At 40.0% G+C, this 20,915-nt stretch carries 19 protein-coding genes; 7 read left to right on the top strand and 12 right to left on the bottom strand.

The annotated features are described in order from the left end of the window. Positions 1-60: 60 nt before the first annotated feature. The 4 genes from H561_RS0102830 to H561_RS0102815 all read right to left on the bottom strand — a co-directional run bounded on the left by H561_RS0102830 (position 61) and on the right by H561_RS0102815 (position 5,855). Positions 61-2,055 carry a KUP/HAK/KT family potassium transporter gene (locus H561_RS0102830; protein WP_027385640.1) on the bottom strand — a complete coding sequence of 665 codons (1,995 nt, stop codon included), beginning with the start codon at positions 2,053-2,055 and terminating at the stop codon, positions 61-63. A 123-nt stretch (positions 2,056-2,178) separates the two neighbouring features. Further along, entirely contained in the window at positions 2,179-3,159 is a 981-nt protein-coding gene (locus H561_RS0102825; protein WP_027385639.1) for a pyruvate dehydrogenase complex E1 component subunit beta, read from the bottom strand. Between the two features lie 109 nt (positions 3,160-3,268). Next, positions 3,269-3,685 (bottom strand): DUF2147 domain-containing protein, encoded by a 417-nt coding sequence (locus tag H561_RS0102820; RefSeq protein WP_027385638.1) that lies wholly within the window; start codon positions 3,683-3,685, stop codon positions 3,269-3,271. Positions 3,686-3,923: 238 nt separating this feature from the next. After that, positions 3,924-5,855, bottom strand: a complete 1,932-nt coding sequence (locus H561_RS0102815) for an LTA synthase family protein (protein WP_051349286.1) — start codon at positions 5,853-5,855, stop codon at positions 3,924-3,926. A gap of 184 nt (positions 5,856-6,039) precedes the next feature. Between H561_RS0102815 and H561_RS0102810 the strand changes: the two genes are divergently transcribed. From H561_RS0102810 to H561_RS0102790, 5 genes are all read left to right on the top strand, one after another. Further along, entirely contained in the window at positions 6,040-6,753 is a 714-nt protein-coding gene (locus H561_RS0102810) for a CDP-alcohol phosphatidyltransferase family protein (protein WP_027385636.1), read from the top strand. A gap of 62 nt (positions 6,754-6,815) precedes the next feature. Then, on the top strand, positions 6,816-7,580 hold the full coding sequence (locus tag H561_RS0102805) for a 3'-5' exonuclease (RefSeq protein ID WP_027385635.1): 765 nt from the start codon (positions 6,816-6,818) through the stop codon (positions 7,578-7,580). A 3-nt stretch (positions 7,581-7,583) separates the two neighbouring features. After that, positions 7,584-7,982, top strand: a complete 399-nt coding sequence (locus H561_RS0102800; RefSeq protein WP_027385634.1) for a putative signal transducing protein — start codon at positions 7,584-7,586, stop codon at positions 7,980-7,982. 210 nt (positions 7,983-8,192) lie between these two features. Then, complete coding sequence (locus H561_RS0102795) at positions 8,193-8,798, top strand: fumarylacetoacetate hydrolase family protein (protein ID WP_027385633.1); 606 nt, start codon at positions 8,193-8,195, stop codon at positions 8,796-8,798. 59 nt (positions 8,799-8,857) lie between these two features. Beyond that, the gene (locus tag H561_RS0102790) at positions 8,858-9,301 is read left to right on the top strand and encodes a universal stress protein (protein WP_027385632.1); all 444 of its coding nucleotides are present in this window, start codon (positions 8,858-8,860) and stop codon (positions 9,299-9,301) included. Positions 9,302-9,376: 75 nt separating this feature from the next. On the opposite strand, the gene H561_RS0102785 is transcribed toward H561_RS0102790, so the two are convergent. Next, positions 9,377-9,610, bottom strand: a complete 234-nt coding sequence (locus H561_RS0102785) for a DUF6341 family protein (RefSeq protein WP_027385631.1) — start codon at positions 9,608-9,610, stop codon at positions 9,377-9,379. Between the two features lie 42 nt (positions 9,611-9,652). On the opposite strand from H561_RS0102785, the gene H561_RS0102780 reads away from it, so the two are divergent. Together H561_RS0102780 and H561_RS0102775 are read left to right on the top strand one after the other, a co-directional pair. After that, positions 9,653-10,558: a DUF6427 family protein gene (locus tag H561_RS0102780; RefSeq protein WP_027385630.1), complete on the top strand. Its 906-nt coding sequence runs from the start codon at positions 9,653-9,655 to the stop codon at positions 10,556-10,558. Between the two features lie 5 nt (positions 10,559-10,563). Next, entirely contained in the window at positions 10,564-11,148 is a 585-nt protein-coding gene (locus tag H561_RS0102775; protein ID WP_027385629.1) for a DUF3109 family protein, read from the top strand. A gap of 346 nt (positions 11,149-11,494) precedes the next feature. Here H561_RS0102775 and H561_RS0102770 read toward each other — a convergent pair whose 3' ends face one another. From H561_RS0102770 to H561_RS0102740, 7 genes are all read right to left on the bottom strand, one after another. Continuing rightward, entirely contained in the window at positions 11,495-12,190 is a 696-nt protein-coding gene (locus H561_RS0102770; RefSeq protein WP_027385628.1) for a hypothetical protein, read from the bottom strand. Positions 12,191-12,302: 112 nt separating this feature from the next. Further along, positions 12,303-13,637 (bottom strand): trigger factor, encoded by a 1,335-nt coding sequence (locus H561_RS0102765; protein WP_027385627.1) that lies wholly within the window; start codon positions 13,635-13,637, stop codon positions 12,303-12,305. 144 nt (positions 13,638-13,781) lie between these two features. Beyond that, positions 13,782-14,369, bottom strand: a complete 588-nt coding sequence (locus tag H561_RS0102760; RefSeq protein ID WP_027385626.1) for a hypothetical protein — start codon at positions 14,367-14,369, stop codon at positions 13,782-13,784. 17 nt (positions 14,370-14,386) lie between these two features. Then, a complete protein-coding gene (locus H561_RS0102755; protein WP_051349285.1) occupies positions 14,387-16,780 on the bottom strand; it encodes a TonB-dependent receptor in 2,394 nt (797 codons plus the stop codon). 162 nt (positions 16,781-16,942) lie between these two features. After that, positions 16,943-17,299, bottom strand: coding sequence for a hypothetical protein (locus tag H561_RS0102750; protein ID WP_027385624.1), 357 nt, complete (start codon positions 17,297-17,299; stop codon positions 16,943-16,945). A 137-nt stretch (positions 17,300-17,436) separates the two neighbouring features. Continuing rightward, positions 17,437-19,365, bottom strand: coding sequence for an ABC-F family ATP-binding cassette domain-containing protein (locus H561_RS0102745; protein ID WP_027385623.1), 1,929 nt, complete (start codon positions 19,363-19,365; stop codon positions 17,437-17,439). 175 nt (positions 19,366-19,540) lie between these two features. Beyond that, entirely contained in the window at positions 19,541-20,884 is a 1,344-nt protein-coding gene (locus H561_RS0102740) for a T6SS phospholipase effector Tle1-like catalytic domain-containing protein (protein WP_034761260.1), read from the bottom strand. Between the last annotated feature and the right edge of the window lie 31 nt (positions 20,885-20,915).

The raw sequence follows: 20,915 nt of genomic DNA, 5'->3' as shown, positions 1-20,915 counted from the left end.
ATTATCTACAAATTTATTGATTTTTATTTAAATACGTATTGTACCTCACTGTTAAAGAATTTAACTGTTATGACGGATATATTCGCATTGCTGAATTTTAGATTTGCCTACACAATCTTCTGTCATAGGCGCAGATTCCACCACTACATTGTGTGAAGTAATTCCCCATGCCTTGAAGTCATCACTTCCTACATATTTAACAAAATTATAGATATTGAGGATTATTTTCTCTTTTACGGTAAGCAATATATCGTTAATATAGGTATTATCGATAATGACATACTTCAGATCGGGCGGAATATTATGGGCTCTCAGTGAAGGATGGCTGCTTCGTGAAGGGATGGTTCCGTCTGCCATTAAATCCCGCAGTACCATGTCGAAATAATCATTGATCCTCCTGTCCATTTTGAATCCCAACATGAAATTAACCTTATAAATGGTACCCGGAAGCACTTCATCCACTGAATATTTGAAGGTATATGGATCTTCCTGATTGGTAATGCTCAGAATAAAATAATGGTCGGCTCTCTTAGGCTGTTTTTTAATAATGGAATAAATAATTTTTGATTCTATTTCATCATTTCTTTTTGCCCTGCTCAGATAAGCCAGGTTGGTTGCATATTTAGGAATGGTTTCATCAAGCTTCATATCCTTTATAATCGGGATATAATTCTCCAGCTTAATGAATTTGATGAACTTTGTTTTGATCGATCTGCCATTGTACCAGGCGTACATACATACTCCGATGAAACCTGCCAGGATAACCGTAATCCAGCCCCCTTCAAAGAATTTGATAATATTGGCACTGAAAAACCCAAGTTCAATGGCCATATAAACCAAAGCAAAAAACAGAATGACTACTTTGTTGACCCTTCGCTTCAGCAGCCAGAAAACCAAAAGAATAGTGGTCATCAACATTGTTACCGTAATGGAAAGACCATAAGCCGCTTCCATTTTACCCGATTCCCTGAAATGGAGAACGACGACGATGCACAACAGCAAAAGCCCCCAATTGATTCTCGGAATATACATCTGGCCTTTTACCCCTGACGGATAATCAATCTTCTGATTCGGCCACAGGTTAAGCGACATCGCTTCAGAGAAAATGGTAAACGAGCCGGTAATCAATGCCTGGCTCGCAATGATGGCAGCCGCGGTGGCCAGGATAACTCCCGGAATAACCATCCATTCTTCCATGATTCCGAAGAAGGGGTTAACTACAGAAAAACCGGGCGTATTGTAGTTCGTCAGCAGCCACGCACCCTGCCCAAGATAGTTCAGAATCAGCATGATCTTTACGAATGCCCAGCTTACCCTGATGTTTTTCGCCCCGCAGTGACCCAGATCGGAATACAGTGCTTCCGCTCCGGTTGTACAGAGGAAAACAGCTCCCAGGATGACAATGGCACTCGGTGAATTGGCAATCAGCTTATAGCCGTAATAGGGATTGAAAGATCGTAAAATCTCAAAGTTTTCGCTCAGATGCGACAGGCCTAATCCGCCTAACACCAGGAACCAGATCACCATCACCGGCCCGAAGAACTTTCCGATAAAACTGGTCCCGAACTGCTGAACCACGAAAATAACGATTAAGATGGCAATCGTAATAGGGACTACCGGTGTATGCGGATTATATATTTCCAAACCTTCAATTGCCGACATCACGGTAAGCGAAGGGGTAATTACACCATCGGCAACCAGTGCTGCCGCCCCTATGATAGCGATAAGGTAAAGCCATCCTTTTTTAAGATTCTTGACCAAAGAAAACAAAGCTAAAATTCCGCCTTCGCCCTTGTTGTCTGCCCTGAGGGCAATGATCACATATTTAATGGTCGTCTGGAGGGTCAGCGTCCAGATAATACAGGAAAGTGCTCCCTCTATATATTCATTGAAAGGCATCGTGCTTCCGCTTTCTCTGGCGTTGACGATTGCTTTCATTACATAAAGCGGTGAAGTACCTATATCTCCGAAAACGATCCCAAGAGAAACCAAAATTCCAATGAAAGAAAGCTTCTTAATGTCAATATGATGACCGCCTTCTATACCTTCTGCCATATCAGCTAATTTTATTTTTGAAAGCGCAAATTTAAATCAAATTTACAACCCCGTGAACTATTCTTCATGAATAGAATAAATGAAAAAACTTCCTTTCGGAAGTTTTTCTCTATAATCATTGTATTATTTTACGTACATCGCTTTTTTAATTTCCTCTTTCACTTTTTCAAGTTTCGGGAACCATTCGGCAAATAAAGCGGAAGAGTAAGGTGCAGGAGCATCAGGAGTGGTAATTCTCTTGATCGGCGCATCTAAGTAATCGAATGCTTTCTGCTGTACCATATAGGTAATTTCAGATGCTACTGAACCGAACGGCCATGCTTCTTCCAATACCACCAAACGGTTGGTCTTTTTAACTGAGGTCAGAACCGTATCATAATCCAAAGGACGAACCGTTCTCAGATCAATCACCTCCACAGAAATGCCTTCTTTAGCCAGATCTTCAGCAGCCTGGATCGCCAGCTTCATAATTTTCCCGAAAGAAACCAACGTAACGTCAGTCCCTTCTTTCTTGATGTCTGCCTTTCCGATCGGTAAATAATATTCTTCTTCAGGAATTTCCATTTTATCGCCGTACATCTGTTCAGATTCCATGAAAATAACCGGGTCATTATCCTGAATAGCTGTTTTCAGCAATCCTTTTGCATCATAAGGGTTGGACGGAACCACAACTTTAAGGCCCGGAATATTGGCAAACCAGTTCTCAAAAGACTGAGAGTGCGTTGCTCCCAACTGACCTGCCGAAGCGGTAGGTCCACGAAAAACGATAGGGCAGTTCCACTGTCCGCCGCTCATCTGGCGAATTTTCGCTGCATTATTGATAATCTGATCAATCCCTACCAGTGAGAAATTGAATGTCATGTACTCTACAATTGGCCTGTTACCATTCATCGCAGCCCCAACAGCAATCCCTGTAAAACCAAGTTCCGCAATGGGTGTATCGATTACTCTTTTAGCACCAAATTCATCCAGCATTCCTTTTGAAGCCTTATATGCACCGTTGTATTCTGCTACTTCCTCCCCCATTAAAAAAATGGATTCGTCTTTACGCATTTCCTCGCTCATTGCCTGTGCAATTACCTCACGAAAAGTATATTCTGCCATATTTATTTGAAAAATTTAGAGTACAAAAATAGTGTTTTTTTATTATGTACATAAAAAAACGGCATCTCATTTAATGAAATGCCGCTGATTAATTTTATTTAATGCTAAATTAATTCACTTTCTGCCATGTCTGGGATCTACCAAACATCGAAACACCCATATATCCTCTTACGTTCAGTTTATCACCGCTTCTTGTAACGGTACATCTATACGTTTTACCTGATTTAGGATCGGTAATGGTTCCTCCGGTAAATTCATCCCCTTCTTTTTTAAGCCCTCTGATGATCTCCAGTCCTAAAATCGGCTTCCCTTTCCTGTCACCTTTACATTCCGTACAGTTAGCATTGGCAGGCTTTATAAGCAGCTGGGAAATCTTACCGTAATACTGGTCTCCCTTCTTATAGATTTCCACGATAGATTTGGCCTGCTTGGTTTCATCATCTATGGTTTTCCATTTTCCTTCGATCTGAGCAAATGACATGACTCCAAACAGAGAAAGGACAAATGTTAATAATAATTTTTTCATATTTCTTATAGTTTTGATTTCAATAATAAATTTCTGTTGTTAATTTACCGCTAAAAATATAAATTAATTCTAAATAAACAAAAAAATTTATTATCCGGAGCATATATATCAAAAACTGTGCGGGATTTTAAAATCATCTGAATTCAAGGGAAACCTAATCAGCTCTTAACAGATTATGATTACAAAAGACCATTGATAACCGTTCATTTAAAATTATTCATTTATTTCAGACGGATAATCAATACATTTTCCTGTTGATCACCCTGTTCATATAATCCTGATACCAGGCCTTCGCGATCTGTTTTCCTTTTTCAGCTTCGGGACTGGTCTTAAGCTGGTCCATCAGATTTTTTTCCAGACCCAGGTCTTTTTTATCAAAAATCCCCACTACGTCTTTCCCGTCGAAACGGTAAATATAGTTTCCGATAATAAACTGCTCCACGGCACCGTCTGAATTGGCAATAATCGGCGGGTATTGATTTTCACTGACCAGGCTTCTCCCCCAGCTTCTTATTTTTTTGTTGTACCCGATTAAATCCGCCAATGTCGGATATATATCAATCTGCTGGGCAAATTCCTGACTGACTCCTTTTAAATGATAGTCCTGATTGGGGGAATAAAAAATCAGCGGAACGGCAAAACGGTTCATGGCTTTTTCATATTCCGGGTAATAAATTTCATTCGTATGATCTCCGGTAAAAACAAAAATCGTATTATGGAACCACGGCTGCTTCTTTGCCGTTTCAAAATATTTTTTAATGGCATAATCGGTATACTGCATCGGTTCATGCATCTGGTTTTTCCCTTTTTTGAACTTCCCGTTATACTTTTCAGGAATTTTAAAGGGGTGATGCGATGAAGCCGTGAAAACCGTAGCCATAAAAGGCTGTGTCCCGCCTGCATTTTTAGCAAAATACTGGAGAAACGGTTCATCCCAGATCGCCCACATGCCATCAAAATCTTTATCGTTATTGTATTCGGTCTTTCCGAAGTAATGTTTGAAACCCAAAATATTACCAAATCCTAAAAACCCCATCGAACCGTTCGGAGCACCGTGATAAAAAGAGGTGTCATAGCCCATTTCATTACATACCGAAACAATGGACTGTATTTTCTGGTTGGAATAAGGTGAACTGGTAAATGCATCCGTTAAGCTAGGTATTCCTGCCAGAACGGAACTCATTCCATGAATCGATTGCCTTCCATTGGCAAAAGTATTGGGGAAAATCAGGCTTTCACCCGCTAAGCTGTCAATGAACGGTGTGTAAGACACATAGTCTTTGATATGCGTATCTTTATTGAAAGCGCCGGAATATTCCCTGCTGAACGATTCAACAATAAAAATTACGATGTTGGGTTTGGTGGTAATATTTCTTTGATAGAGTTTATACGGGTGAACCTGGTCATTAATGAACTTTTCATCCACAAAATGAACTTCTTTAAAATTATTCGTATTTAATGTCCTGAAAAATGAAAATGTGCTGTTCAGCACCATATTTCCCTGAGAAGGAAGCTTTACAAAGCGGTTGGCATCGACCAGATTAATCGGTCTTGTGCTGTGTTTAAAATCCCCCCGGATCCCGCCGATTGCCAATACTGCCGTCAGGCACAGAACAACTATCGACCAGATAAAATAAGGTACGAGTTTTACCGGCTTTTGTCCCCTGACTTTTACTTTCCCGTAAAGAAAAACCCAAAGCACCATCAGCCCTGCAAACCACAAAAGGACAAAAGGGTTCTGCATGACAGAAACAGTGAACACTTTAAAAATATTATCTTCATGCTGCGCTACTTGAAGTGCTGCAGACGTCAGCCTCATCTGGGAAAATTTGAAATAAACCATATCCCCGAAATTCATCGCATAGGTAATCCCGTTAGTTATAAAATACAGCCAGAAAAGGAATTTCTGATATCCTTTCTGGGTATTGATGATTACCGGAACAATGCTTAACAGAATAAACAGCGCATTGACGTATAAGATGGCAGTGGTATCAAATGCAATTCCGTGGTAGGAAAGGCTGAAATAATCGGAAACGGAATCGACCTTTATCAGGCCTTTATTAAAGTACCAGAATAGGAACCTGGCGATCTGATAGAAAAAATAGGCTAAAAAAATCCGGTACAGCAATACCAGAACTTCCTGTGTTCTCAATTCTTTAAACAATTTCATGGTGTAAATTTACATCAAATTCAAATTAATTTAACAATTTATCAGTCTGACATGCCCTATTATAATGATACCATACATCAGCCATGAATGCTTAACATGTTCAACCTTAATGGGCCATTTTTAAATTGATATATTGTTAAATTGGTATATTGCTGCATTGATATATTGTTTTAATTTTGTGACTATGAATTTTATTAAAAATAACCTTGCCAACGCCATTACATTGGGAAACCTTTTTTCAGGCTGTGTAGGCGCGATCCATCTGATTCTCGGTGACTATGAAACCACAGCGGTCTGCCTGGTTTTTTCCCTGATTCTAGATTTTTTCGACGGTTTTGTGGCAAGAGCTTTAAAAGCAAATTCCAATCTGGGGGTCCAGCTGGATTCCCTCGCTGATATGGTAAGCTTCGGATTGATTCCTGGATTAACGATGTTCAAGATGCTGGAACCATTCGGAAGTGACATTTCAGGATTCCATCTTCCTTTTGAGACTAAGTATTTCGGTTTGTTGATCACTTTGTTTTCGTGCCTCAGACTGGCGATTTTCAATCTGGACGAGGATCAGAAATATTATTTTAAAGGGTTGAATACGCCTTCCAATACGATTCTGATTTTCGGTTTGTATTATGCTTTTAAAGAAAACGGAAGCTTCGGATTTTTATTATCCAATGAAATTTTGCTCATTATGTTAACGCTTCTTTCATCATGGCTTCTGATCAGCCCTATAAAAATGATCGCAATGAAGTTCAAATCGATGAAGCTGCAGGACAACTATCCTAAGCTTGCTTTGCTGGCCGGTTCGGTCATTATTTTAATATTATTTAAAACAGTCGGGATTCCGCTGGTGATTCTTTATTATATCCTGATTTCAATGATCTTTCAGAAACAGCTTAAATAGAAAGAATCCGGAAATGAAGACCCTTTCAAATCAATACATTCTCAAATTTTCAAATTAAAAAAATGAACTTAAAATTATATAAGCCTCTTTGTATTTTTGACTTAGAAACCACAGGAACGAATATCGGAAAAGACCGGATCGTAGAAATCTGTATCTTAAAGGTGAATCCCGATGCTTCCCGCGAAAGCAAAACATGGAAGGTCAATCCTGAAATGCCGATCCCGAAAGAAAGCAGCGAGATCCACGGAATTTATGATGAAGACGTAAAAGATGCGCCTACTTTCCGAGAAATTGCATCAAAAGTACTTGAAATGATCACCGGTGCAGATCTGGGAGGTTATAACTCCAACCGGTTTGACGTTCCGTTGCTGGCTGAAGAATTGCTGCGTGCTGATTTTGATTTTGATTTGAGCAAATTCAAATTGGTAGACGCACAGACCATTTTCTTTAAAAAAGAACCGAGAAACTTAGGCGCTGCCTATCAATTCTATTGTGGAAAAGCCCTGGAGAACGCCCATTCTGCGGAAGCTGACGTGATGGCGACCTTTGAAGTTCTGGATGCCCAGGTTGGAAAATATGATGATGTTCCAAAGGAAATTACAGATCTAAGCGAATTTTCAACCCAGAATAAATTTGCAGACCTGGCAGGCATGATTCATTTCAATGAAAAAAATGAAGAAATCTTTGCTTTCGGGAAGTACAAAGGCCAAAGCGTGAAGTCCGTTTTCAAAAAAGATATCGGCTATTACGGATGGCTTCAGAATGCCGATTTCCCTTTGTATACCAAAAAAGTTTTTACAAAAATCCAGTTATCCAGTAAATTTTAAAAAATGAGCGAGCTTGTTAAATTCAGATTTTACGAAACGGCCCTTCAGGCGAACAGGGACAAACAGATCCTTGCTGAAAGCGGCATCAACAGCTTCATTGCGAATGAACAGCTGATCCAGTCGGACTGGCTGCTTTCACAGGCTGTGGGCGGTATCCAGCTGCAGGTTTTTGAAGACGATCTGGAGAAGGCAAAGCAGGTGTTACAGGATTATAAGGAAAATGAAGAATTTCCGCTGGAAGTGGAGCATATGATCGAGGATCCGGAATTTGATTTTGTGTGCCCGAAATGCGGGTCCAACCATATCTACAGAGACGACAGTGCTACAAGCTTCTTCGGGATTTCGATTCTGACGAGCCATAAGTTTATCTGTTATTACTGCGGGAACGGATTTGAACATTAAAAGCGACAATTTCCTGTTATTCTGAATAAAGCAACATGCCGGTTCTTATTAAATGACAGATGCCTTATTGTTCCTGACATTGAAATAACAGACATAAGCCTTAGCCCCGATTGCAGTGGAAATCCTTTTTTGAAGAAAAAGATTGCAACGGAAAGCGGGAAACAGCTCCTGAAAAAAATAAGCAATACATAATTAGTAATAAATAACATTATGAAAATAATCTGCATCGGAAGAAATTACGGCGAACACGCCAAAGAACTGGGAAACGAAATCCCTGAAAAACCGGTCATTTTTATGAAACCAGATACGGCTGTTCTGAAAGGCAACGATTTTTATATCCCCGAATTTTCGAATGACGTTCATTACGAACTGGAAGTGGTCGTTAAAATTTCAAAAGGCGGAAAATACATCCAGAAGGAAACGGCACACAAACATTATGAAGAAATCGGGTTGGGAATTGATTTTACCGCACGTGATCTTCAGAGCGAGCTGAAATCCAAGGGCCTGCCCTGGGAGCTCGCCAAAGGGTTTGACGGTTCTGCAGTGGTAGGGGATTTCTTTAAAAAAGAGAAGTACAACCTTGAATCCCTATCTTTCAGCTTACTGAAAAACAAAGAGAAAGTGCAGGACGGAGATACAAAAGATATGATCTTTACAATTGACGACATTATCGCATTTGTTTCCCAGTATTTTACGTTAAGGGTCGGAGACCTGATTTTTACAGGAACTCCTAAAGGGGTCGGAAAAGTTGAGGAACATGATATTCTTGAAGGCTATCTGGAAGATCAGAAGATTCTTGACATCCGGATATTATAAGTAATTTAACATCTGTTCTGGCATAATTTTCTTATCTTTAGTATACAAAATGAGAGGTCATGATAAATATTGTATTACCCGTAGATTTTGGGGATAGAACAGAAGAGCTGGTCAACGGAGCGGTTAAATTTGCGAAGCAGGTAAAGGGGAGGATTTTCCTGATTCATGTTGCGCCTTCAGACATTGGTTTTGCCATCGGTGATATGGGCTTTCAGTATTTCCCGGAAGTGGAAGAAAATGAAATCAGAGAAGAGCTGGTACAGCTGAATGCGATACAGCAGAGAATCCTGGCTCAGGATGTAGAGTGTGAGCACCTTCTGAAACAAGGCATTGCCAAAGACATTATCCTTGAACATGCCAAAAACAAAAATGCGGACTTCATCGTCATGGGTTCCCACGGAAGAAGCGGCATCTATGATGTATTTGTAGGAAGCCTTACCAAAGGAATTACCAAAGACTCTGAAGTTCCTGTCCTGGTGCTTCCGATACATTATCACCAATAAGTTAATCATCAATACCTATAAAAAAGCCGACCAAATAAAATCATTTGATCGGCTTTTTACTATATAACCAATTAATTAACCTTCTCTTTTATAGATGTTCGGATCATAATACGGGTTCTTACCCTCCGTTGGAGAATAATAGTCTTTGTCTTTGTTTCCGCCTAAAGTAGCTACCAAAACGTAGCACCAGTACGTAAACAATACGCAGCAAACGAAAAACAGAATCCAGTTTAGCACATTACCGAAAGTATCAAAGAAACTGAAAGACCATTTGAAAACTTTGCTCAAGAATAGAAAGAAAGACGTCATTATTTTCCTTTTTTAAATTAACTTTGTACAAATTTATAAAAAATGTTTAGATTACTTTCAAAAGAAAGCAATATTTTTTCAATCCCTGTTTATATTGGTTTTCTTCTGTTAATAGTAATATCTTTTAACCTTTTGAATTTCAACACTTATGAGGCTGTTATCGCAGGAATTACTTTTCTGGGAATTGCCTTGGGATATTTCTGTTTTCACAGCATTGCACTGAATTACCAGACGCATCTGCCTTTATTTTTATATACATTTTTTATTTTCGGGCTTTATCCCGGTAAAATAGATGTCGGACTTGCCGTTGCCCTGCTTACCAATTCTTTTCTTTTACTGCTGCTCACCAGCACCAATGAAGACATCAGAAAGAAATCTTATGTCTTGGTAGGCTCCATTGTAGCCCTTAATTTTATTTTCCTTCCAACGACCTGGCCCATGGCGGTTTTCGTGATGATTCACCTGGTAGCCACTTCGGAAAGAATCGGACTGAATATTTTTAGATTCTTATTAGGGGTTATTCTGATTGCCCTCAGTTATTTTTCCGTGATGTTCTTCCTAAATTATACCTCCTGGAATACGGATTACTTCCCTTTCGGAAAGATGAAAATGGTAACGGATTATGAAGAATTAATCCCTTTAGCCCTGATTGCCGGTATGCTGGCTTATGCCGTATACGACCATTTTAAAAATTATAATAAGAAGAGCCCGGTCAGCAGGTATAAATATACGTTCCTGCTGGTGTTCTCCATAGCACAGCTCATTACGATTGTTCTTTACATGAATAAAAGTTATGAATACCTGCTGCTGCTTGCCTTTCCTTCCACGATTATCATCAGCAGGATGCTGAAGTTCCTGCCCAAGTATTGGATGCAGGAAGTAAGCCTATGGGTAATTATTTTCAGTTTAATCGGTTTTAAAGCCGGAACTTATTTTGATTTATTTTAAAGATTATGATTCAGATAGACGATAAATTGATCTCCGAAGAAATTTTTTCTGAAGAGTTTGTATGTAACCTCACGAAATGTAAAGGCGCATGTTGCGTGGAGGGAGATGTTGGCGCCCCGCTGGACAAAGATGAATTGGTTATTTTAGATAATATTTTTGATAAAATAAAACCTTATCTTACCCAGGACGGCATTAAAGCGCTGGAAGAACAGGGAACATGGACCACGGATCCGATGGACGGAATGTATGTAACCCCCATGGTGGAAGATGCAGAATGTGCATATGTTACTTTTGATGAAAGAGGGATTACCAAATGCGGTATTGAAAAAGCTTATGAAGACGGTGTCATAGACTGGCAGAAACCCATTTCCTGCCACTTATACCCGATCCGGGTAACGGAATACTCTACTTTTACCGCATTGAACTACCACGAGTGGAGTGTTTGCAGTGATGCCTGTACACTGGGAAGGGAATTGCAGGTCCCTGTCTATAAATTTCTGAAAACCCCTCTGATCCGAAAATATGGGGTCGATTTTTATGATGTTATGTGTGAGGCCGCTGAAGAATGGAAAAGTGAATATGGCTCTTAATACATAGAAACCTAAATTTAGTTTAATTTTGATCATCTAAAAAGGTTGTGTTTTGTGTTTTTAAAACGCAGCATTTTAAATAAAGAAAGCCGCAAAATTTGCGGCTTTCTTTATTGTAGCAATTGTGCTTATGAATAAAAACAGACGTCTCCTGTACTGGCAAATTATTCGTTAAACATAATATTATCATATATTAAAATCCCAGTCAGGTTATTGCAAACCAAGAAAGGATACTTAACATGGATTGTATTAATTAATTAATTAAAATATCTGCCAGTTATTCATACTATAAAAAAAGCCGGGCGGACCCGGCTGATCATATTGATTTATATGGAAGTAATAACTTTTATTTGAAATCGGCTTCTGTAACCCCTGAATTAATGGTGACTTTAGTCGTTTTGATGGTTACTTTCTGTCCGTTCCCTTCTGCTTCAATTTCCTGCGGGAATTTCATACCGTCAACTGTCATGTAGCTTTTGACCAGGGCACTTCCTTCTGCAGCAGAAGATTTGTACAATAATCCTGTGGAAGCATCAAAATAAAATTTCCCTTTGTCTGAACTCAGGACATTATAGTCTTTCCCGTCCAGTTTTTCAACCGTAACATTTGTATAATTGGCCGGTTCATAAGCCAATGCGTCAATGACGGTACTTTTCCTTAATTCTGCAATTTTATCGGCAGGAATCTCTTTTTTGCTTCCCATCTGATCAAAATATCCTTTTTCGCCGTCAAAAGACTGGATCATTTTCTGACCCATTACGGATTGTTCAGATTTGAATTTGTTCCCCATTTTCTTAGTCACCATGGTCACTTCAGCAGGTAGTCCCGGTACAGTAAGGGTATTTTCAATAACCGTTGTCTTAACAGCCTGCAGCTTATCTTTACCTCCAAGCGCTTTCAGGTAATTATCAATTACTTCTTTGGAGGAGAGTTTCGATTTTACGGCTTCCGTCTTAGCGGGAGCAACAGTCGTCGTCTGCTGTGCCGCTGCCGGAGCAGCAAAAAGTACAGCGCAAAAAAACGGGATGATGATCTTTTTCATATATTAAGTTTAGAGCGTAAATATAGGAATATTGAATGATAAACATTTATGCTTTTTCAATAAAAAGCCACCGGGTGACCGATGGCTTTTCAAAATATCTATAGCAAATAACTTATTTCTTAAGTTCTTCCAGGAACTCGTCGTGGGATATTGCCGTTTCTTTCTTCGTTGCTTTTTCAAGAATAACATCTTTCAGCTTCGTCATGGCCACTTCGGAAGAGATCTGTCTTACCTGCTCCTGGTCTTTCAGCATTTCAACAGCATATTTCTGGATTTCCTCGTCACCTAAGTGGTGGATTCCGTAAATAGCCAATTGATTTCTCACCAATTGTTCAGCCTGCCCTAAAACATCAGCATAATCCAACTGGATATTGTTATCGGTCATCAGTTTTCCTTCGATGATCTGATGCTTCAGCTGGTTTTTCTCAGCTTCAAGGATTTCCTTAGCCTGGTCTTCAGACTGGATATTCTGATTAGAGAACAATAACCATTTCACAAGGAATTCTTCAGGAAGCTTCACTTCTTCTTTTTCGGAAACCTGCTCCAATACTTTATTCACAAAGTGAACATCAGCATTTTGCTGGAAATATTCGTCTAATTCCGATTTTACTTTTTCTTTAAGCTCTTCCTCAGACTTAATGTTCCCTTCTCCGTATACTTTGTCAAAAAGATCCTGGTTAAGTTCGCCAAGGTTTAAAGAATAGAAATCTTTTACTTTTACCTCTACTTCGTTGTGGTGTAAATGTTCAGCTTCTTCTTTGGAGAATCCTAATTCTTTGGCCAACTCTTCATTCCCGGCAAGCGTTTCTTTGCTTACTTTTACAGAACCGTCCATTTTCAGATCTTTCACCAATGGGAAAGCTTCTTTGTTTTCAGCAGTAACGGTAACATTTTTCGGCTGGTGGTGGTGCTCTCCTTCAGCATTTTCTTCAACAACCTGAGAAATTTCCAATACGATATAAGAATCTTCAGTGATTTCTTCCTGAGGAACCTGCTCCGCGAAACGCTTTTGCATGTTCTCAATACTCTTGTTGATTTCTTTTTCAGAAGCTTCCACTTTGTAGTGAGGGGCTTCGTATTTAGCTAAATCTATAGTGAATTCAGGCTCATATCCAACTTCGAAAGCAACTTCAAGCTGGTCAGCATTGTAATCAAATTCGTTTACAGGCTGAGGAACAGGCTGGCCCACTAATCTTAACTTGTTTTCGTTAACATAGCCGTTCAAAGCATCAGAAACCTGTTTGTTGATTTCTTCGAATGCAATCCCTGCTTCATATTGTTTCCTAACCATACTCAAAGGCACTTTCCCCTTTCTGAAACCGGGAACCTGTGCGTTCTTAGCATAATTAATCAATTGCTTTTCTACTTTATCTTTGTAGTCAGATTTCTCCAATGTTACTGTAAGCAATGCACTTACATCATCATGGTTTTTTGCGGTAACCTTCATTATTGATTAAAATTTTAGGTTGCAAAAATAGGAAATTTTTATCAAAATCACCCATTTAAAATCAACTTAAAAGCTAAATAATGTTAAATTAAAACCCCATTGAATTGTTTCAATGGGGTTTTGTTAACAAGATTAAAGAATATATTAATTGATAATATTATAATTTGCCTGAGCATCTGTTTCGCCTCCGGTGTGAGCACCGTACACTACTCCGTTTCCGCTTACTGAAGAAGCTTCAGAAACGGTTGTGGGCTCATGATACAGGGTAAGAACCAGCTGGGCAGGTGCAGATGCATTTTTTACTGCCGTATTTACCACCCATTGTGTTTTTAATCCCACATGTTTTCCGTCTGCCCTTGTAGAAGACGCATCATCCGTACGGGTCAAGCTAACATCTGAATTCGGGAAATTATATACCAAAAAGTGTTCGTCTTTCGCATCCCTGATCTCCTGTGTAGCATCTTCATCCCCATTTTTGAAGATTACTTCCACGTTGTACATATGACCGTTGGTCAGCTTTACATTAGGATTTGTTGTACTGTTTACCTGGTAATCATATACTACCGAGGTTCCGGTAGAGGCATCCGTTACTTTCAGCAAGACATCAGAAAGTTCTTCCTGAGGAAGGTCATCTGCCTCATCATCGCTTCTGTTACATGAGGTTACGCTAAAAGAAGCTGATAAGAATAAGAGTCCTGCGATCAATGTTGTATTTTTAAAAATATTTTTCATTTTTTTGATTTAAGTAATTAAAATTGATATTTAAGTGTTAAAATAAAGTTTCTTCCCATATCATCGGAAAAGAAACGAAGCCTGTTCAGATAGTCCCTGTATGGCTTATTAAAGATATTTCGGACTGAAAAATCAACTCCGAAATTTTTAGACAGGCCTACCCCGGTCTGAAAGTTCCAGAGCGAATATCCGTTCGGAGGCGTGGAAATATCCACTTCCTGGTTATAGGCATTCCCGTTTGAATCGAATAACCTGATCGGAACATTGTAAACCGGGAACCTCGTCTGCTTCAGGTAGGTGTTGTTGCTTACATTGAAATAAAATTTCCCCCATTCCTTTTTACTGAATTCCAATGCATTATTAAAATTCGGCGGCATCATCATAATGAGGGGCACATCATGGGTAAGATCCTGTCCGTAAACGTACGATGCACTTCCTTTATAGCCTAAATTATCGGTAATTTTAAGCTGAACATCAAGGTCTGCCCCATACATCTTTGCATCAATCTGCTCATATTTGTACACGACAAAAGCACCGCCCCACTGCGTATTCTGGTATCCTGAAGGAATTTCGTTAATGAAATTTCTGGTGTAAAAGAAATATGGATTAACAGAAATATTCAGTCCCTTTAAAAAATTGGCCCTTACATCAGCCACCAAATTAAACTGATTTCCCGTTTCGTTCTTAATTCTGAGGTCTCCCCTTTCAATAATCGCTGCCGAATGATGCAGGCCGTCTGCAAAAAGCTCAGCAACATTCGGGGATCTTGAAACCCTGGCATAATTGAATTTCAGGTCAAAATTTTGGAAAGGTCGGTATGCGATTCCTGCATTTGCCGAAATATTGTTATAACTCAATGACGGCTTTGTAAGAATCCTATTCTGGTTCACTCTTACTTCAAAATCTGAATAATCTGAGGCATAGAGCTTATTCCAGTCGCTCAGGTCATACCATTTCGTGACTTCGTAATGATCAAAATCATACCTTCCGCCCACTTCCAGATCCAGTTGCGGAGTTATTTTATACTTCAAAACAGAATAAATCCCGGCATAATACCGGTCGTAATTCGGCACAAGACGCCGTGCTTCAGTCTCCGTATTGGAATAATTATTCTGATACCCCACATTAACTCCGGATTCCAGGTTCCATTTCCCCCTTTCTATGATATGATCAATATTCAGATCATTGGTGATCAGCTCCAGATCCAGTGCAGGCTTCTTGCTGAGTTCTTCTCCCCTACGGATATCAAACTCTTTCCTGTGGTTGTACTGGAAGCTGTAGGTGGCCGTAATTTTTCCAAAATCCTTAAACCTCTGATATGCGGAAATTTTAGCAATATGATGTTCAATATCCTGCCTCGGGTTATCAATATGATAGCTGAAGTCTCTCTGATAGATCGGCTCCGGGGCAGTAAGTGCGAGAAACAAATCTTCAGAATTTCCCACATGGGAGCTCCTGAGAATCCCTACTGAGCTTTTTGTAAGATAATAATCAAAAGAAAAACCTTTGTTAAAAGTCATCTTCTGAACCCCGAAATTAAATCCCGAGCTCTGAAGCCCGGCATTCATCAGTCCGTACATCGGCGCATCAAGATCTCCGAGTTTCTTAAAGCTTCCGTTTGTTTTAACGGCCCAGCCGTCTTCCCATGTTTTTGCCAATCTGACGTTGAGACCTGCACCGCGCCCATTTGAAATTCCCGAAAGCGAAACGGCTCCCATAATCGTATCTTTCTTAGGCAAGACCTGCGGCTGCAGAACCACCACGCCCCCCACGGCACCGCTTCCGTATTTCAGGGCGGAAGCTCCTTTTACGACATCAATGTGTTCAAAATTATTCACATCTACGTTGGGAGCATGCTCAACGCCCCACTCCTGCTCTGCCAGCTTAACGCCGTCATTAAGAATGGCAACCCGGCTTCCGTACAGTCCATGGATAATGGGTTTGGCGATATTATTCCCTGTCTTCAGAACACTTACACCCGAAATATTGGTTAACAGATTCCCCAGGTTTTCTGTAATATTCCGTGAAATGGCAGACTGATCGATTGTCTTTACCACCATGCTTCCGTTATTCTTATGACTTCCGTGCAGGGTCACGGTTTCAATATCCTGAATATGGTGTTCAAGCGTGATCTTCAGATGCAGATCCTGTGTAACTCCTACATTTTCAGTATAATCATTACAGTCAGGATGCTTAGCCACCAGTATATATTTCCCTGCGGGAATCTTATTGAATGAAAACGCACCGTTCTTGTCTGTCCGTGCAGAAAAATCCCCGATTTTAACTACTGCATTTTCCAGCATGGTCTTATCGTGAAAATCCTGAACGGTTCCTTGAACGGTATACGTCTGCTGTGCGCTTGTCAATGCAAATCCACAAAGGATGAGCATAAAACTATAGATCAGTTTCATTGTTAAATAGATTGATGATGTACTTTATCAAGTACTGTTGCGTAAAAAATAGTTGAATGGATTTATTGATATCCGTGTCATATACGGTATACCCATGCCATGGTGTGTGATAAGAAAACTACAACCTAAAACATTAATTATAAATCCCGAAAAATCTATAAACTATGAAACGGCGGGAGGCCCCCGCAGGTGAAAGGTGAATTTGGTCTGTGACCAGATTTTTTCCTGAACAACAATAATCTGCCTTACTTCGTGCGTATAGCTTCCGAAAGAAAAACTGAATTCTTCAGGAACCAGCGTATGGCCGGTAGCCAGGAAATGACAGGCCAGACAGTCGCCGGCCTTCTCTTTTGCTGCGTTTTCGGCTATCTTGCTTTCCGTGTTTTTCAGGTTGAATCCTTTAAAAACATCGGTTGAGTCATGATGGTGAAAACTTTGGGAAAACAGCGCCAGAAAGTATATCCCAAACAAGAGTTTGGAAATAAAACTTTTCAGATTTCTGCTTTCTTTAAAAATCATGCATCAAAATTATAAAAATAATTCATAAAAGCACATTAAAGTTTCCTTAAAATACTTTTATGAATTATTAGTAATATACTGTAAAGATCAATACTTTATTATGGCATTCAATAAAAAATAAATTTATTATCAAACCGCTAAACCAGCTGGGTCCCTAAATACTCCCATTCCTGCAGAGCCACATCCAGCTCTTCTTTCTTTTTATTATAGGATTCCAGGGTTTCATCAGAAGGGTTTTCTTTGGTAAAGGAAGCTTCCATTTCTTCTATTTTCGTTTCGAGCTCGGAAATTTGTTCTTCTACTTTTTTAATCTTATTCTGAATGTTCTTCTGTTCCTTGCTCACAATGACAGAAGACTGAGTGTTATTTTCCGCAGGCTTTTCGGCTTTTTTAACCTCAGCTTTCGGTTCATCACCTCGGAGCTTTGCTTTCTCGGCAGAAATTTCCCTGATGCTTTCTTTTTGTCTGAATTCAAGGTATTCATTGATATCGCCCAGGAATTCTTTCATATGCCCGTCACGGAATTCGTAAATCTTGTCACAGAGGCCCTGTAAAAATTCCCTGTCGTGAGAAATTACGATCAGTGTTCCTTCAAATTTCTGAAGCGCCAGCTTGATGATCTCTTTAGACTGAATATCCAGGTGATTGGTAGGTTCATCCATAATCAGCGTATTGAACGGACGCAGAAGCAACTTACACAATGCCAGACGGTTTCTTTCCCCTCCTGAAAGCACTTTTGTTTTCTTGTTTACCGCTTCACCCTGGAAAAGGAAAGACCCTAACAGATCCCTTACCCTAGGTCTGGTTTCTTCGGTGGCCGCATCTTCGGCTTCTTCCTGAACGGTTTTATTAGGCGTTAAAACTTCCTCCTGGTTCTGGGCAAAGTAACCGATATTGACGTTGTGGCCTAAATTCCAGTTTCCGGAATAATCTTTAATATCTCCGGCAAGAATTTTCGCCAGCGTTGTTTTACCCTGTCCGTTTTGCCCCAGAAGCGCAATCCGGTCGCCCCGCTGAACAATAAAGTCCACGTCATCAAAAATCTGTTTCTGCCCATACGCTTTCCCCAGGTTTTCAGCCTCGAAGATTACTTTTCCTGGAACCACAGACTGAACGAAACGGATATTGAATTTGGAAACATCTTCATTATCCACTTCAATACGGTCGATTTTATCCAGTTTTTTAATAAGCGACTGTGCAAAAGAGGCTTTGGTGGCACTGGCACGGAACTTATTGATGTTGTCTTCCATCTGCTTGATTTCCGCATCCTGATTCTTTTTAGCCTGAATCAGTTTTTCACGGCGGTCTTCACGCATCAACAGGTATTTGGAATAATTGGCTTTATAATCATCCACTTTCCTGTTATTCACATCAAAAGTACGGTTGCAGACTGCGGTCATAAACTGTTTATCGTGACTTACCAGAAGGATGGCTCCGGGATAATCTTTCAAAAAGTTCTCCAGCCAGATGATGGATTCCATATCCAGGTGGTTGGTAGGCTCATCGAGAAGCATTAAATCATTTTTCTGAAGCAGCAGTTTTGCCAGTTCAATCCTCATTCTCCATCCTCCGGAAAATTCGTCGGTGATTTTATGAAAATCATCTGCTTTAAAACCTAACCCAAACAAAACTTTTTCGATATCCCCTTCCAGATTATAGGCATCGTGGTGCATGAGAAGATCATTCAGATCCGTCATTCTGTTGATCAAATCCGTGTAAGAGTCGCTTTCATAATCGGTTCTTACCGTCATCTGATGGTTGATCTCTTCCAATTCTTCTTTCCATGCATTGATCTGTTCAAAGGCCTGCATGGTTTCATTCCAGACCGTTCTTCCTTTCACAAAGTCAAGGTCCTGCTTAAGGAATCCAATCGTGACATTCCCTTCCGGAACCACACTTCCTTCATAAAATGTAATTTCTCCGGAAAGCATTTTCAATAAAGTGGATTTCCCGGCACCGTTTTTACCGACCAATCCAATTTTATCATCTTTTTTGATCGTGAAATTCACGTTTTGAAACAGATAATTTCCCGAATGATGTAATCCTAAACCTTGAACCGAAAGCATGTGTAAATGAATAATTAAAAGTGAATAATGTCTATTGAATATTTCAAGGCGCAAAAATACGCAAAAAGAAATGAATCACGGATATTAAGATCAGCGATCTGCTAATTAACATTAAGAAAATAAAAGAGCTGCCTATTAAAGACAGCTCCAACCTAAATTTAAAACTGAAAAAGTACTAATATTTATTATAAAGGGATTCTTTACTCAATATAGTACGGCTCCAATTATCGTTATTCGGAATATTCATTCCGAAGGCATAGTCCACTACATAATTTTCCACATAATGTATTTCCGAGTGTAATTTTGCCTGATTTGTACTGAACCTATCGTCGGAACGAGTAGGCACATTCAGTCCGTTGTTGATGAATTCCGCATGGGCACCGGATTTTGCCTCCATCACTCCGGGAGGAAACAGACCGAAATTCGCTGAAATATGGGTATAATCCATCAGCCTTTCGTAATGGTAATCCGGCTTTAATTCCGGAGAAAAATTTTCCGCATACCGCTCCAGTTCATGATAAAGTTCTGCCAGGTACGGATGCTTTTCCGGATCTATTAAAAAATCGGATTCACTAAAATCAGTCATAAAGACCTGCTGTTTAAAATTCGACTCTTTCAGCATTAATCTCCCGTAAACTTTGGACATATCCATGTACACCCGCCTTCTTTCTGCATATGCCTGGGAAAAGATATCTCCATGGTCCGGCCTTGCCTGCTGTAAAAGAGAATCCCAGATCCTGTTTTCTTCTGTAGCGGCAGCTGTTTCCCTTATATTGTGTAGGTATGAAAGGAGTTCGCCGTTGTTGATGAACTCGGGAGAAAGATATACCGATTCTGAGCTTTCCAGATATCCTCCGCCAACATCCGCATGGGCTCCCGGGACAAAAATTTCTTTCCAGACCGTTTGTTCTGTTTCATATTTTGAATCTCCCGCTTCCGGGGAATCTTCAAAAAAACCCGTCAACGGGAAGAAATACCGGCATTCGTTTATGGCACACAGATGAAGTGCCCTTTCTATGGCAGGTAATAATGTAACATCATACTCACTGAAAGCAGAAGATTCCACCGTATCAAAAACTCCCAGGAACTTTATTGTCATATCTGCCTGGATAGACGATTCCGGTTTCAGCAGTTCGTGGCAGAAGTGCCTTGCCAGCATAGCGCCTCTGCTGAATCCATACACATAAAGTTCATATCTGCGGGTTTTATCAGCCGTTAGTTTTTCAATAAAGGAAAAGGCTCTGTTCAGCTTATCATCGGAAGAATATCCCTCTGATTTCCCCGGATTCCGGCAGGTAGCCATAGCGAAATCGCTGTCTTCCTGATCCGTTACCGTCCCGATTCCTTCAACATATAATTTTTCGTCACCCCCGAACAGCCCGAACAGCCTGTAAATATTGGTTGTATTGCCATAATAGCTTTCACTGTTTGCCGGAGGTTTCCGGGAAGACGTTGCATTAATCCCGTTGTTTCCGGTTCCATCGAAGAAAATTCCGACAGTGATGGTATTATTTTTCATACTCCTTGGTGGTTTTATCTTTACTCTTCAT

The organism is Chryseobacterium gregarium DSM 19109, assembly GCF_000430845.1.
In the GTDB taxonomy this organism is placed as follows: Bacteria; Bacteroidota; Bacteroidia; order Flavobacteriales; family Weeksellaceae; genus Chryseobacterium; species Chryseobacterium gregarium.
This window is presented reverse-complemented; position numbering and strand designations above follow the sequence as displayed.